This window comes from Silvimonas terrae (assembly GCF_014202765.1).
Classification (GTDB): Bacteria; Pseudomonadota; Gammaproteobacteria; order Burkholderiales; family Chitinibacteraceae; genus Silvimonas; species Silvimonas terrae.
Genome location: NZ_JACHHN010000004.1, coordinates 65005 through 79510 on the forward strand (window position 1 = coordinate 65005; position 14506 = coordinate 79510).

Genomic DNA, 14506 nt, shown 5'->3' on the forward strand with positions numbered 1-14506 from the left:
GGGAGTGCACACCCCTCCCCCACAATCAGGGGTGGGGTGTTGATGCTTAATGGCGGAAGTGACGCACGCCAGTCAGAACCATGGCAATGCCATGTTCATCAGCGGCAGCAATGACTTCTTCATCACGGACGGAACCACCCGGCTGGATGATGGCGGACACGCCATTTTCAGCGATCACATCGACACCATCACGGAACGGGAAGAAGGCATCCGAAGCCGCCACGGAACCACGCAGTTCCAGACCGGCGCTGCGTGCCTTGATGGCAGCAATCTTGGTGGAATCCACACGGCTCATCTGGCCGGCGCCAATCCCCAGTGTCTGGCCATGACCGCAGAAGACAATGGCATTGGACTTCACAAACCTGGCGACACGCCAGGCAAACAGCATGTCTTTCAGTTGCGCTTCGGTCGGGGCCTTTTTGGTCACCACTTTCAGATCAGACAACATGAGCGCGTGAACATCCGGGGTTTGCACCAGCAAGCCGCCGCCAACACGCTTGACGTCAAACTTGTTTTCGCCACTTTCCAGCGGCACGGTCAGCACGCGCACGTTCGGCTTTTTGGCCAGCAGCGCCAGCGCTTCTGCACTGTAGCCCGGGGCGATCAGCACTTCCAGGAACTGGGCGGCTACGGCTTGTACGGTGTCGCCATCCACTTCACGGTTGAACGCAATGATGCCGCCAAAAGCGGAGGTCGTATCGGTGGCAAAGGCCAGCCGATAGGCGCTGAACGTATCCGCGCCGACAGCCACACCACACGGGTTGGCGTGCTTGACGATCACGCAGGCCGGCTCTTCAAACTGCTTGACGGCTTCCCACGCGGCATCGGAGTCCGCAATATTGTTGTAGGAAAGCTCCTTGCCCTGCAGTTGCGAGTAACGCGACAAGCTGCCGGCAGCCGGGTCCAGATCGCGGTAGAAGGCGGCGGACTGGTGCGGGTTTTCGCCGTAACGCATGTCCTGCACTTTCACAAATTGCAGGTTCAGGCGTTCCGGGTAGGCTTTCTTTTCACCGTCGGCGGTCAGCGCCGTCAGGTAGTTGGAGATCGCGCCATCGTAGGCGGCGGTGTGGCTGAAGGCTTTTTTGGCCAGGCCAACGCGGGTTGCCAGGGTCAGCGCGCCGTTGTTGCCCTTCATTTCTGCCACCAGCGGGGCGTAATCGGCCGCGTCGGTCACAATGGCCACGTGGGCGTGGTTCTTGGCGGCGGAACGCACCATGGCCGGACCACCAATATCGATATTCTCGATGGCATCTTCAAACGTGCAATCGGGCTTGGCGATGGTCGCTTCAAACGGGTACAGGTTCACACACACCAGATCGATATTGCCAATGCCGTGCTCGGCCATTTTGGCAACGTGGCTGTCCAGATCACGCCGGCCCAGAATGCCGCCGTGAATCTTGGGGTGCAGGGTCTTGACCCGACCATCCAGCATTTCAGGAAAACCCGTGTAATCGGCCACTTCAATGACCGGCACGTTGTGCTCTGCCAGGAGTTTGGCGGTGCCGCCGGTAGAGAGGATTTCTACGCCAAAGCCAGCCAGGGCTTGGGCAAATTCGAGTACACCGGTTTTGTCGGAAACGCTGATCAGCGCACGCTTGATGATGGTCATTGCTGTTTTTTCCTGATGCCCGTGGAGGTAAAGATCACAAAAAACTAACGAAACAAATCACAGTGGAGCCGCTGCCCCGTACTTCAGTGCGTAAGCCATTTACAAAACCCGGTGCAACGGTGCCCCCGATGGGGAAGAGGCACGCGAAACGCGCCCTTGTGGTACCGACCGCATTCTCTCAAACACGGCCAGTGCGCGTAACGCTGTCAGCAGGGTTTTGTGATTGGCTCACAGCATGTCGTACGTTTGCAGCTTTTTACGCAAGGTATTGCGGTTGATGCCCAGCACTTCTGCGGCGCGGGTCTGGTTACCGGCAACATGATCCAGGACCAGCTCCAGCAACGGTTTCTCAACCCGTGCCAGAACCATGTCATAGAGCGCGCACGGTGCTTCACCATCCAGATCCTCGAAATACCGAGCCAAAGAGGCGCGGATGGATTCGGCGATAGGATCTGCTTCCTGCGTAATGACGCAAGTGGCTGGCTGGTTCATGGTTACTTCCCTGAAACTGCCCCCAGGTCTTGCCTGCGGGCTTGTAGTGATAAATGCGGCGGCCTTGTGGCCTGCCGTCATGCTGCCTCGAGCGCGTTGTCCGCGCGCGGGGCAGTCTCCTCCATGTCGTAAATCAGCCGCTCGCCCAGCGTGGCCAGACTGTCGAAATACCCGCGCACAGCGGCATGCTGTCCAGCGGTGGAGTCCAGCTTGTACATGGCCTGGCGAAACGCGTTTCCATCCTTCAGGCCCCTGGTATACCAGGCGATATGCTTGCGGGCAATCCGGCAGCCGGAATACTCGCCATAAAACGTGTAAAGCTCGTCCAGGTGTTGCAACAACACCGCACGAATCTCGGTGACTTCGGGCGCGGGGAGCATCTCACCCGTCGCCAGGAAGTGGGCAATCTCCCGGAACAACCAGGGCCGACCCTGTGCCGCACGACCAATCATGATGGCGTCGGCCCCCGTCTCGGCCAGTACGGCTTTGGCTTTTTGCGGCGTATCAATGTCGCCATTGGCGATCACCGGAATCCGCAACATGGATTTGACTTCGCGGATCAGCCCGTAGCGCGCTGCCCCGTTGTACATGTCTTCCCGCGTGCGGCCATGCAGCGCCAGCGCGGCAATGCCGGCGGCCTGGGCGCGTTCGGCCACGCGCAGTACGTTCTCTTCCCCGTTACAGAACCCAAGGCGGGTCTTCAGTGTGACCGGGACATCGACCGCCGCAACCACGGCGTCGAGAATTTCGCCCACCAGGGCTTCATCTTTCAGCAACGCCGAGCCGGCCAGCTTGTTGCAGACCTTCTTGGCCGGGCAGCCCATGTTGATGTCGATGATCTGTGCGCCCAACTCCACATTAAGCCGGGCAGCCTGGGCCAGCATGGCCGGGTCTGATCCGGCAATCTGCACGGCAATCGGGCCGGGTTCACCGGCGTGATCCATGCGGCGGCGAGTCTTTTCGTTGTCCCACAACGCGTTGTTGGCCGTAATCATCTCGGACACGGCATAGCCTGCCCCGAAATGACGGCACAACTGGCGGAACGGTCTATCCGTTACACCCGCCATGGGCGCTACGAACAGATTGTTTTGTAAGGGAAAAGGGCCGATCTGCATGGCAACCGCTGTCGCAGAAAAGGCCGGAATTCTACCGCCTGCTTATTTTTTGGGCAACCGCAACGGCGTCAGCGGTGCATAAAAAGCTGCATGCCAGGCGGTCAACCCCAGTGCAGGCGCCGCTTTCCAGCGGGTTTGATCGAGCGCAAATTATGCCGTTTGGCAGAACCGGCTTTTTTCCGCTGCATCGCACACCCGCCAAAGACTTACAGCGATCAGCAGCCAGGCTTGTAACGTTTATTTACGCAAAGCGCGTCCGGGCAGTTCACAATCAGATCAATACGGTGCAACGAAACCCCATAACGAGTCGATAAAACATGAACACACGCCGCCCCGCCGCCCGCCATTCCCTGTATGCCTACGCCTGGGATCTGGCCGGCCGCGATACCCGTAGTACGGTTGATGAAATCCTGGACCTGGGCGTTGATGGCCTCAGCCTTGCCGCCAGCTACCACGCCGGCAAATTCCTGCGCCCGCGCGCCAGCGGCGCCGGCAAGGTGTATTTTCCGGAAGACGGTACGGTCTATTTCAACCCGGAACCCAGCCGTTACCGCGCCATCCAGCCCAAACCGCACTCTGACCCCGCCGTGCGCCAGGTGGCCTATGACCTGGCTCAGGACGGCCGGCTCAAGCTCTCTGCCTGGACCATCCTCTTCCACAACAGCCGCCTGGGCGAGGCCCGCCCGGAACTGGCCGTCAAGAACGCCTGGGGCGACGGCTACGTATACGCGCCCTGCCCCATGCAGCCGCAACTGATTGACTATGCCACCGACCTGGCCAGCGATCTGGCTGCCGCCTTGCCCTGGCAAAGCCTGACGCTGGAATCCCCGGGCTGGACCCCCTACGCGCACGGTTATCACCACGAATTTGCCCAGGTACGCAGCAATGTGTGGCTCGATACCATGCTGGGCCTGTGCTTTTGCGACGCCTGTAAAACCCGCGCCCGTGAAGATGGCATTGACGGCGCGGGCCTTGCGGCCCGCATCCGCGAACGGGTAGATGGCTACTTGAACGGGCCGGCCGATGCCAGCGACACCCAAGCCGCCGCGTGGCTGGCCGCCGATATTCTGGAAGACATTGAGCTGGCCGCATACCTGCGCATGCGCCAGCGTCATGTCACAAGCATTGTCAGCCGCATCCGCGCCGCCATCCCGACGGAAGTCGCCCTGTATGTGATCCCGACCGTACAACGCCCGACCGCGCAAACCTGGCTGGAAGGGACAGACCTTAAAGCCCTGGCCTTTGCCGCTGATGGCATTGAAGTCCCGTTCTACGAACCGGATGCCAACCGTGTGCTGGCCGATGCCCTGGATACCGTCCGCCGGGTCGGCGACGCCCGGCGCGTGCGCGGCATTCTACGGCCGGGCGTGCCTGACCTGGGCGATGGCGCACAAACTGGCACGGCACTGGCGGGTTTGCAGCGCATGGGGGTTGAACAGGTTGGGTTTTATAACTACGGGATGTTGCGGCAGGTGCATCTGGATGGGTTGCGGGGGGTGTTGAAGAAGTAAGGGGCTGCGGCCCTGTCCTCTGGTTGAGGCACGTCATCTCGGCGAAGGCCGGGGTCCGAGTGTTAGCACCTTTGGCGCAGGGTTTGAAAGGCATTAGATACCGGCCACCGCCGGTATCCAAAACACCCGCGCCAAAGGCGCTAACAGCGGTTCGTGTTTGAAACCAGCCAAGGTGGACTATCGCTACCGCTCCAAATCCACCCTCCCGCCAACCTCGCAACGGCACGAGCCGTCCCCACCCTACCGCAGGCCCTCCCCGCGCTTCATGATACGATGTGATCCCAATCAACCCGATCTCGTGAACAATGCCATGAGCCGTTTCTGGAGCCCCATCGTCCAAACGCTGACCCCGTATGTCCCGGGGGAACAGCCCAAGATTGCCAATCTGATCAAGCTCAATACCAATGAGAACCCGTTCGGCCCATCCCGGCATGTGCTCGACGCAATCGCCGCCGCCAGTGGCGATGCGCTGCGTCTGTACCCGGACCCGAACGCTGATCGTCTGAAAGAGACCATCGCCCGGTATCACGGTATTGCGCCCAATGAAGTGTTTGTTGGCAACGGTTCGGACGAAGTGCTGGCCCATACCTTCATGGCGCTGCTCAAGCATGACAAGCCGCTCTTGCATCCGGACATCAGCTATTCGTTCTATCCGGTGTACTGCGGGCTGTATGGCGTCACCAGCAAACAAGTGCCGCTGGATGAAAACATGCGCATCAATCTGGCCGATTACAACCAGGATTGCGGCGCCATCATCATCGCCAACCCCAACGCACCTACCGGCATTGCGCTGACCGCAGCAGAGATCGAAACGCTGTTGCAAGCGCATCCGGACCAGGTGGTGGTCATCGATGAAGCGTATATCGATTTTGGTGGGGAAACGGTGATTCCGCTGATCAAGCGCTACCCCAACCTGCTGGTGATCCAGACGTTGTCCAAGTCACGCTCGCTGGCCGGTTTGCGTATCGGTTTTGCCGTGGGGCATCCGGATCTGATTGAAGCGCTGGATCGGGTGAAGAACAGCTTTAACAGCTATCCGCTGGATCGGCTGGCCATTGCTGCCGGTGTCGCTGCGTATGAAGACGAAACGCATTTCCAGCGCACTACGCAAGCGGTGATGGAGACCCGCACCAACCTCGTGGCAGGCCTGACGCTGTTGGGGTTTGACGTGCTGCCCTCCGCGACCAACTTTGTCTTTGCCCGCCACCCGCGCCACGATGCGGCGAAACTGGCAGCGGACTTGCGTGCCAAGGCCATCCTGGTACGGCATTTCAAGCAGCCGCGCATTGATCAGTATCTGCGCATCAGCATTGGCACTGACGCCGAGTGCGAAGCGCTGGTCAACGCCCTGCAAGACCTGATCGCCGCTTGAGCCTGACCTGCCGCGCCCGGCCAGCTTGATGCTGCCGGGCGTTTTTCTGGCCATCGCCAATGCCATATGCATAAGCGCTGCGCCAGGCGACCAGACAGTCGTTCCAAATTGGCGACACCCATAGCGCCGCGCTTGCGACAGCCGCAGCCCGGCGTTAATGTGCCCCACAAAGAACGTACGGAAAAACCCTGATGCCGCTGCTGATTTTCTTCGCCCTGATCGCCGTTGTGCTGGTGTATTTCATCATGATCTACAACAACCTGGTCAGCCTGAAACACAATATCGGCCGGGCCTGGTCCAATATCGACGTGCTGCTTAAACAACGGCATGACGAACTGCCCAAGCTGGTGGAGACCTGCAAGCACTACATGCAGTTTGAAGCGGAAACGCTGGAAAAAATCATGCTGGCACGGGGCGGCGTGGCGCAAGCACGTGAATCACGTGACATCGTGGCGCTGGGGGCCGCAGAGCAGCAACTGCGTAGCCGTCTGGGCGCGTTGTATGCCACTGTGGAGGCCTACCCGGAATTGCGCGCCAATATGCAGTTCCAGCATCTGGTAGGCCGGATTACCCAACTGGAAAACGATATTGCTGACCGCCGCGAGTTCTACAACGACACGGTCAACATCAATAACGTGCGCATTGAGCAGTTTCCGGATGTGATTGTCGCCAACGCGTTCCACTTCAAGCCGGCCCAGTTGCTGGAATTCGACAGCCACGACAAGCAGGATGTGTCCGTCGGCACTTTGTTCCAGCGCTGATAAGCGCCTACTGATTCACGCACCGATTTCATGTTTGACCTTCCTCTGGACAGCCTCTGGCTGAAACGTCTGCGCCGCTGGCCGCTGGGTGGTTGCATGCTGGCCGCCCAGGCCGCGCTATTGCTCTACGGCGCAACCCATCTGCAACGCCCGCGCGACCTTCTGTTATTGCTGGTGCTTGCAGCGGCCATGTCCGGCTGGGCCTGGGTTCATCACCGCCGCCGTTACCTGTTGCTGCAAGGCACGCCGCTGGCGCGCATCGGCTCCGCACCGCAGGGCTATGTGCAGATTGCCGGCTGTGCCCAGTCTCTGGATGACGGCCCGCTGGTTTGTCCCGGCGTGGATATGCGTTGCGTCTGGTATGAGCTGGTCGTCGAAGAAATACCGGCCGGTGGGCGCCAGTACCAACACGTGCAGACACTACAAAGCGCTCACGGCTTTTTGTTGGCCGATGCCACTGGCCGCTGTCTGATCGACCCGGATAGCGCCGAAATCCGCACGACAGACACCGTGGTGGAGCGCAAGGATGACTACCGCTATACCGCGCGCCTGATCTGCGATGGCGATCCGATTTACGCTATTGGCGAATTTGTCTCGGTCCGTGAACAACCGGTCGACATGAAACTGGCGGTATCGCAAAAGCTGGCGGAATGGAAACAGGACCGGGCCGATCTGCTGCGTCGATTTGATACCGACCGCAATGGTGAGATCGACGAAAAGGAATGGAACGCCGCGCGCCAGGCTGCCGAGCGTGAAGTGGGTGACGAAACCGCCGAAGCGCAAATGCAAGCGCCGGCCAACGTCATGCGCGCCAGCCAGGATGGCCGCCCGTTTCTGGTCGCCACGGAAGACCCCGCTGCCGGCATAACGCGCAATCGACGCTGGGCCTGGCTACACCTGGCGTTGATGATCGGTACCTTGTCAGGCACGTTGAATCTGGCGCACCACCCGGAGCGTATCCCCCAACGCCACGCCAATAGCACCACAAGCAGTAACGCCACCCCCTGATACCCGCTTCGCCAGCGCGCCCGGCCAGCGTACAATCACGCTTTACGCCCACCGGACCTGACCCCCGCATGCGCATCGCTCTTGCCCAAATCAATGCTGTCGTTGGCGACCTGCCCGGCAATCTGGACCTGATCCTGGCCGCTGTGGCCGAGGCGCGCAAACAAGGCGCAGATCTCTTGCTGACGCCAGAACTGGCGCTCACCGGCTACCCGCCGGAAGACCTGTTGCTGCGCCCGTCTTTTCTGGATGAATGCCGCAAGGCTATTGGCCGGCTGATCGATGAGGTCGATGGCATTACCCTGGTGGTCGGTCACCCGCATGCCAGTGGTGAAGAGCGCTTTAACTGCGCCACCGTGATCCGCGACGGTCACCTGCTGGGCCGTTACGAAAAAATGCTGCTGCCCAATGACGAAGTGTTCGATGAGGTCCGTTACTTCACCCCCGGTGCGCAACCGTTGGTGTTTGAACAGAACGGCACGCAAATCGGCATTGTGATCTGCGAAGACGCCTGGGACGTCGACCCGGCCAGTGCCGCGCGCGAAGACGGCGCAGAACTGTTGCTGGTCCTGAACGCCTCCCCCTTTCACCTGAACAAACAGGCCACGCGCCTTGAAGTGCTGGGCCAGCGGGTGGAAGAAACGCAAATCCCCGTGGTCTACGTCAATATGGTCGGCGGCCAGGACGAACTGGTCTTCGACGGCCACTCTTTTGCGCTCAACCGCGAAGGCAAACTGGTGGCCCAGTTGCCGGCGTTTGAACCCGCCCTTCAGGTGATCGAGTTCAAACATGGCGATCTGCAACCCACTGCCGTAGTGCCCGCGCCGGCAGAAGAAGCCAGCGTCTGGGGCGCGCTGGTGACCGGTGTGCGCGATTACATTGGCAAGAATGGTTTCCCGGGCATTTTGCTGGGCCTGTCCGGCGGGATTGATTCTGCCGTGGTACTGGCGATTGCCTGCGATGCCCTTGGTGCGGACAAAGTGCATGCCGTGATGATGCCATCACGCTATACCGCAGATATCTCGGTCAATGACTCGCGCGAGATGATCCAGCGCCTGGGTTGCAAGTACTCCGAAATTGAAATCTGGCCGATGTACGAAGCCTTTATGGGCGGCCTTGCGCCCGAGTTTGCCGGACTCAAGGAAGACACCACTGAAGAAAACCTGCAAAGCCGCATCCGTGGCACGCTGTTGATGGCGCTCTCCAACAAGAGCGGGAAACTGGTGCTGACCACGGGCAACAAATCAGAAATGACGACGGGTTACGCCACCCTCTACGGCGATATGGCCGGTGGCTTTGCCGTGCTCAAAGACGTGGCCAAAACGCTGGTGTACCGCCTTGCCCGCTGGCGCAATACCGTGAGCGAAGTGATTCCGGAGCGCATCATCACCCGCCCGCCTTCGGCCGAACTGCGCCCGGATCAGAAAGATCAGGACAGCTTGCCGCCGTACGAGATTCTGGATGCCATTTTGCAGATGTACGTGGAAGACAACCTCTCCAAAGCCGACATCGTGGCACGCGGGTTTGAAACTGCGGATGTGGAGCGCGTGGTCAAACTCTTGAAGATCAACGAGTACAAGCGTCGCCAGGCCCCGGTCGGCCCACGCGTGACCAACCGTGCTTTTGGCAAGGATTGGCGCATGCCGATCACGCACCGGTTCACCCTGTAACAGCAAGATGCAAGACAAGGGGGCTCACGCCCCCTTTTTCATTGAATGACTGGACTGGAGATTCCACCGCAATGACCGCCCCCGTTCTGATTCTGCCCGGCTTGTACAACTCTGGCCCGCAGCATTGGCAAAGCCACTGGCAAGCCGCACATCCCGATTTCATCCGGGTTGAGCAACAAGACTGGGAAACCCCGCACTGCGCCGACTGGGTCGCCACGCTGGATCAAGCCATTGCCCAGTGCAACGAACCCCCGGTACTGGTCGGCCACAGCCTGGCCTGTACGCTCATTGGTAAATGGGCGGAACAACATCAACGCCCCATCAAAGGTGCACTTCTGGTCGGCCCCAGCGATATTGAAGCCCCCAGCTATCCCGCAGGCACCCACGGTTTCGGCACCATGGTGACCATGCGGCTACCCTTCCCCAGCATTGTGGTAGCCAGCAGCAATGATGAATACGTCACCCTGGCCCGCGCCCATGAATTTGCCGCCAACTGGGGTAGCGACATCGTGGAAGTCGGCCCACTCGGGCATATCAATAGCAGTAGCAACCTGGGCCTGTGGCCCGAAGGGTTTGCGCTGCTGGCAAAACTGCGCGGCTGATTTGCCAAAAGCCCAAGGCCGACCTCATTGGGGTACGTAGCCACACGTCTGGCCCAGGATTGTGTGCCATCAACAGTCAGAAATTCCAGGAGAATTCTTATTCTCCTGACCTCGCCCTAACCCAAGAATCGCGCAGTGCTGATTACGGCACTCAACGCACATTTTCCACGGGGAGCGAGATCAAAGATGAAATCTGCAATACGCCACACCTGGCTGGCATCGGCACTTGCCACAGCATTGATTTTTACTGCCTGTGGTGGTGGTGGTGACGCGCATGATGAAAAGAATCCGCGTCTCACGCCGACACTCATCCCCAAACCAGTCGACCCGGCACCGGAAAACCAGGCCAATATCGAACTGCGCGTTGCCTCTTCCACCAACTTCGATAACGCGTATGTCCCCATCGAGATCAATCCTGCCCTCATCACACCACTCTGGGAGTTGGATGCCGGTCCATGTTTCGCCATCGCCCTGTTTACTGCGGATAGGCTTACATGGGCTGAGAATAACTGTGGATGGGAATTGGACACACATATCCGCTCAGCAAACCTGGATACAGGCCAGACCACCTGGAGGTATAGTTTCGGCCCTGCCGAGGAAAACCGGGTCCGCAGTCTCGGCCTTAGTGGTGGCGACCTCAATGTGTGGAGTCCGGACCGAAATCTGGTGACGACGCTAGACCTGCAAACCGGCAAGCTGAAAGGAACCAGCACTGTAACCGCTCCGCCGGTGGCATCTGATGGCCGGTACGATTACTTCCTGGCCAGTGCGAACGGCAATGCAACGGCCATCAAGCTTTATGACAAAACAACATCGGAGCTTGTTTACACGCTTAATAACCCGGATGTACAGGCCTTCAATTCGTGCCGGGCTATAACGATTGTGCCGGGAGGGAACAATGATCTGCTGGCTTACTACAATTGCGACCGGGGCAGCATTGTCCAGCACTATGAACTAGCCAGCGGTGTGATGACCTGGCATCAAATTAGTGCCAGAACGGATTGGCGTACAGGCCGCAACTTTGGTCTCCCCGTCGTGGCTAATGGCGTAGTTTATCTACTTGTTACCGAGAGCAATGAACTGCTGGCGCTGGATCAGAAAGACGGCAGCCTGCTATGGCAATGGAAACCTGACGAGCCCAATGCCATGGTAAATTCGGACATGGTTGTGACGAAGAACCTTGCAATTGTTGGAGGACCAGATGAGCACACTTCTGCCATTGATCTATCCACGCACCAGTCAGTCATGTCATTGCCTGGACAGGGTGCCCTGCATATTTCTGCTACTGGCAAACTGTATATCCTGGATCGGTTTGCATATAACGACGGAATTCTCCTGCGCGCCTTCAATCTGAACTAGCCCAGTACAAGAGCTACAACTGAGGCTAGCTTCGGCTTCATATCGGAGCTCATTGCACCAAAGCGCAAAGATCACTGGCAAAATCCGGGCATGGCGGTAAACTCCTGACTCTTTCGCAGGAAAGAAACCATGTCCGGCATTCACAGCCTCACGCTGTTCGTTCTCTCTGGCCTTCTGCTCAATATCGCCCCTGGCCCCGACTCCTTCTACATCGTCACCCGCAGCGTTACCCAAGGCTTCAAAGCCGGCTCTGCCGCTGCTTTAGGCATTGGCGCGGGCACGATGGTCCACATTCTTGCCGCCGCGTTTGGGCTGTCTGCAATCCTGGCGACTTCCGCCACCGCATTCACCGTGGTCAAACTGATGGGTGCGGCGTATCTGTTGTACATGGGCTTTGGCATGCTGCGATCCCGCGCCAGCAAGGAAACCGCCGAAAAAACCGGTACGCCCGCCATAGCGCCTGCGCCGCTTTGGGCTATTTTCCGGCAGGGGTTCTGGACCAATGTGCTTAACCCGAAAGTAGCACTATTCTTTCTGGCCTTTGTGCCGCAGTTCATCAATACCGATGCGCCACACACTGCGCTGTCCTTCATCCTGTTGGGTTTGATCTTCAACTTCAACGGCATGCTGTGGTGCCATTTTCTGGCGTTGACTGCGCACCAGGCGGCACGACGGTTACGCGGAGCCGGGCGGTTAACGGTCTGGTTGAACCGGGTGATGGGGAGTGTGTTTGTGTATCTGGGGGTGAAGTTGGCGTTGGTGCAGCAGCGGTGAGCAGCGGCCTTTGCCGGCAAGTGCCATGGTGTAGCCCGGATGGAGCGAAAGCAAAAATCCGGGGTGACGGAGCTGGTTAATATTGGGGTGGGGTGTTAGCGCCTTCGGCACGGTTTGAAAAGCATTTTGATACTCAACGCCCCGCCCCTACTGCAATTTCCGCTGCGCAAAAATAATCCCCGCCGAAACCACCGCCAGCAGCGCCAGCACGCGGTAAAGATCATTGCAGGCGATCAGCAAAACCTGGTGGTCCACCACGCCCGCCACTTGCGCCAGGGCCGCGCGAGTGGCTTCGTCCGCCGGCATGCCTTCATGCATGAACACCGCCTTGAGCGTGGCGATCATGTGGTTGAATGCCGGGTTGAATTCGTTGGCAAAGCCGGAGTAATAGTCATACACCGCCGCTTGCCGGTTCTGCATCATGATGGCCGCCACCGCCTGCGCCAAAGAACCAGACCATTGCCGCAGCAAATTCTTGTTGCGATACCCATGGGCAAATTGCTCGGCTTTCAGCTCCCGGTACGTGAGGCCAGCCACCGGAATCACCAGCAATACGCCAAACAAACCTTTGGCGATCAGTGGCAGGAAGAAAGCCGATAACGGCATACCCGGCGGCATGAAAGAGAACGCCAGGCTGCATGCGGCCAGCGCAAAAACACCTGTCAGCATCAAGGGTTTTTTCTGTTTGAAGCGGGATGCCCAGCGCAGATAGGCCAGGATCACCAGAAAACTCACCACCGAGGCAAAGGTATTGAGCCAGCCAGCCGTTTCCACCGGAACGCCTTGCGCGCGCTCGGCGTAGATCGGGAACAGGTAATTGCTGAAATTGGCCAGAAAATAATGAATGAAGTACAGCCCAAGTCCCGTGAGATAAACCTGGTTATTGAGACCACGCAGCACAAACACGGGAGAGGGATGGCGGTATTGGTGCCAGGTAAACCAGGATAATGTGGCAACGCCAAGCAAGACAAACAAGGCAAAGTGCAGCGGGTAGGCAAAGAAGTCAAAGCGCGCTTCGGATAGCGCCAGTTGCAGGCTGATCACGCCGACACCAAACGCAATCAGCGGCAACGGCGTAAATTCACCGCCGTGCTGCTGCTTGGGCACCACCACTGGCAGCCAGAGCCAGCACCCCAGAGAGGCCACTGCCGCCAGCGGCACCACGCCCCAGAACACCCAGCGCCAACTGTAGTTTTCAATCCAGGTACCCGCCAATGCGGGCGCCAGGGCAGACACAGAAAAGATGGCGATCATGAAATAGCGGACCGCCGTGCCGCGCTCTTTGGGACTGAACATCAAGTTGATCAGGATACGGCTACTGGTAAACAGCGCCCCGCCCCCAAGGCCCTGAATACCACGGCACAGGATCAACTGATCCGGCGTATTGCAAAACCCGCTGGCCAATGCACCCAGCGCAAACAAGGCCAGCGCGGCGCCCAGAAAATTGCGGTAGCCCAACCGGTGCGCCAGCCAGGCCTGTTTCATGATCACCAGCATGCTGGCGCAGGCATAGGCGGCGACGGCCAGCACAAACTCTTGCGGGCCCGCGTCGACGCCTCCCTGGATATGACTGCTGCTGAAAACAAACAGGCTGTTTTCAAAGAACTCGACTGCGGTGGTCAACCCCAACAGCGCCATGACCCAGCGCTTGTCCCGGGGCGCGCAGTACGGCGCCAGGCGTTTCACGCGCTTTGTTTCTCCAGCCCCTCATGAAAGTGCGTCAGCTCCGCGGCAACCTGATCCTGGCATTCAGTATCAAAGACCGACCAGGCGCGGTGGTACACGGCATGCACCAGCGGCACGGCCCGTTTGAGTTGCGCCTTGCCATCGATGGTGAGTGTCAGCATCATGCGGCGACGGTCGTCTTTATCCAGCGTGCGGGTGACCCAGCCAGCGGTTTCCAGGCTATCCATCAGCCGGGTAACCTGGGTACGGGTCATGTCCAGCAACTTGCTGACTTCCGAAGGGTTTGTGGGTGGAGTGTTTTCGTCGGCCAGTAACATGGCCATGGCAAGGTATTGCGGCATATTCATGCCACAGGGCTCCAGTGCCTCGTTAATGCGTTGTTCCAGCAAGGCTGCGGCGCGAAACAACGTGCGCGACAGGAGTATTTCTTTTTGCGGTGCTGCGTCAAAAGACTGGCAAAACCTGGCGATACGCGCTTGGTAGCTCATGAGAAATCCCCCTGAATCATTATTTCTTATGTAATAATTACAAATGTAATACAAACAGTATT

The 14506-nt window shown here is 58.9% G+C and carries 13 protein-coding genes; 8 read left to right on the top strand and 5 right to left on the bottom strand.

Annotated features, from left to right (window positions below; translation table 11 throughout):
* Positions 1–46: 46 nt before the first annotated feature.
* From purH to dusB, 3 genes are all read right to left on the bottom strand, one after another.
* A complete protein-coding gene (purH, locus tag HNQ50_RS10285) occupies positions 47–1609 on the bottom strand; it encodes a bifunctional phosphoribosylaminoimidazolecarboxamide formyltransferase/IMP cyclohydrolase (RefSeq protein ID WP_184100328.1) in 1563 nt (520 codons plus the stop codon).
* A gap of 228 nt (positions 1610–1837) precedes the next feature.
* On the bottom strand, positions 1838–2101 hold the full coding sequence (gene fis / locus HNQ50_RS10290; RefSeq protein WP_184100330.1) for a DNA-binding transcriptional regulator Fis: 264 nt from the start codon (positions 2099–2101) through the stop codon (positions 1838–1840).
* Positions 2102–2178: 77 nt separating this feature from the next.
* Positions 2179–3216, bottom strand: a complete 1038-nt coding sequence (gene dusB / locus HNQ50_RS10295) for a tRNA dihydrouridine synthase DusB (protein WP_184100332.1) — start codon at positions 3214–3216, stop codon at positions 2179–2181.
* 317 nt (positions 3217–3533) lie between these two features.
* Between dusB and HNQ50_RS10300 the strand changes: the two genes are divergently transcribed.
* The 8 genes from HNQ50_RS10300 (at position 3534) to HNQ50_RS10335 (ending at position 12270) form a co-directional block, all read left to right on the top strand.
* Positions 3534–4727 (top strand): hypothetical protein, encoded by a 1194-nt coding sequence (locus HNQ50_RS10300; protein ID WP_184100334.1) that lies wholly within the window; start codon positions 3534–3536, stop codon positions 4725–4727.
* 310 nt (positions 4728–5037) lie between these two features.
* Positions 5038–6099: a histidinol-phosphate transaminase gene (gene hisC, locus HNQ50_RS10305; RefSeq protein WP_184100336.1), complete on the top strand. Its 1062-nt coding sequence runs from the start codon at positions 5038–5040 to the stop codon at positions 6097–6099.
* A 191-nt stretch (positions 6100–6290) separates the two neighbouring features.
* Positions 6291–6860 (top strand): LemA family protein, encoded by a 570-nt coding sequence (locus tag HNQ50_RS10310; RefSeq protein WP_184100338.1) that lies wholly within the window; start codon positions 6291–6293, stop codon positions 6858–6860.
* Positions 6861–6890: 30 nt separating this feature from the next.
* Positions 6891–7868, top strand: a complete 978-nt coding sequence (locus HNQ50_RS10315) for a hypothetical protein (protein ID WP_184100340.1) — start codon at positions 6891–6893, stop codon at positions 7866–7868.
* A gap of 68 nt (positions 7869–7936) precedes the next feature.
* Positions 7937–9535, top strand: a complete 1599-nt coding sequence (locus HNQ50_RS10320; protein ID WP_184100342.1) for an NAD+ synthase — start codon at positions 7937–7939, stop codon at positions 9533–9535.
* Positions 9536–9606: 71 nt separating this feature from the next.
* Positions 9607–10137 (top strand): RBBP9/YdeN family alpha/beta hydrolase, encoded by a 531-nt coding sequence (locus HNQ50_RS10325; RefSeq protein ID WP_184100344.1) that lies wholly within the window; start codon positions 9607–9609, stop codon positions 10135–10137.
* Positions 10138–10323: 186 nt separating this feature from the next.
* Positions 10324–11496, top strand: coding sequence for an outer membrane protein assembly factor BamB family protein (locus tag HNQ50_RS10330; protein ID WP_184100346.1), 1173 nt, complete (start codon positions 10324–10326; stop codon positions 11494–11496).
* Positions 11497–11625: 129 nt separating this feature from the next.
* On the top strand, positions 11626–12270 hold the full coding sequence (locus HNQ50_RS10335) for a LysE family translocator (protein WP_184100348.1): 645 nt from the start codon (positions 11626–11628) through the stop codon (positions 12268–12270).
* Positions 12271–12417: 147 nt separating this feature from the next.
* Here HNQ50_RS10335 and HNQ50_RS10340 read toward each other — a convergent pair whose 3' ends face one another.
* Together HNQ50_RS10340 and HNQ50_RS10345 are read right to left on the bottom strand one after the other, a co-directional pair.
* On the bottom strand, positions 12418–13956 hold the full coding sequence (locus HNQ50_RS10340) for an MFS transporter (protein ID WP_308419153.1): 1539 nt from the start codon (positions 13954–13956) through the stop codon (positions 12418–12420).
* Positions 13953–14444 carry a MarR family winged helix-turn-helix transcriptional regulator gene (locus tag HNQ50_RS10345; RefSeq protein WP_184100350.1) on the bottom strand — a complete coding sequence of 164 codons (492 nt, stop codon included), beginning with the start codon at positions 14442–14444 and terminating at the stop codon, positions 13953–13955. The genes HNQ50_RS10340 and HNQ50_RS10345 overlap by 4 nt, the downstream gene beginning before the upstream one ends.
* Positions 14445–14506: the final 62 nt, after the last annotated feature.

Bases quoted from the DNA above. Each gene is read 5' to 3' on its own strand.
- HNQ50_RS10320 (WP_184100342.1), top strand. From the start codon at position 7,937: ATGCGCATCGCTCTTGCCCAAATCAATGCTGTCGTTGGCGACCTGCCC.
- fis (WP_184100330.1), bottom strand. From the start codon at position 2,101: ATGAACCAGCCAGCCACTTGCGTCATTACGCAGGAAGCAGATCCTATC.
- HNQ50_RS10300 (WP_184100334.1), top strand. From the start codon at position 3,534: ATGAACACACGCCGCCCCGCCGCCCGCCATTCCCTGTATGCCTACGCC.
- hisC (WP_184100336.1), top strand. From the start codon at position 5,038: ATGAGCCGTTTCTGGAGCCCCATCGTCCAAACGCTGACCCCGTATGTC.
- HNQ50_RS10330 (WP_184100346.1), top strand. From the start codon at position 10,324: ATGAAATCTGCAATACGCCACACCTGGCTGGCATCGGCACTTGCCACA.
- HNQ50_RS10345 (WP_184100350.1), bottom strand. From the start codon at position 14,444: ATGAGCTACCAAGCGCGTATCGCCAGGTTTTGCCAGTCTTTTGACGCA.
- HNQ50_RS10335 (WP_184100348.1), top strand. From the start codon at position 11,626: ATGTCCGGCATTCACAGCCTCACGCTGTTCGTTCTCTCTGGCCTTCTG.
- HNQ50_RS10315 (WP_184100340.1), top strand. From the start codon at position 6,891: ATGTTTGACCTTCCTCTGGACAGCCTCTGGCTGAAACGTCTGCGCCGC.
- purH (WP_184100328.1), bottom strand. From the start codon at position 1,609: ATGACCATCATCAAGCGTGCGCTGATCAGCGTTTCCGACAAAACCGGT.
- dusB (WP_184100332.1), bottom strand. From the start codon at position 3,216: ATGCAGATCGGCCCTTTTCCCTTACAAAACAATCTGTTCGTAGCGCCC.
- HNQ50_RS10310 (WP_184100338.1), top strand. From the start codon at position 6,291: ATGCCGCTGCTGATTTTCTTCGCCCTGATCGCCGTTGTGCTGGTGTAT.
- HNQ50_RS10325 (WP_184100344.1), top strand. From the start codon at position 9,607: ATGACCGCCCCCGTTCTGATTCTGCCCGGCTTGTACAACTCTGGCCCG.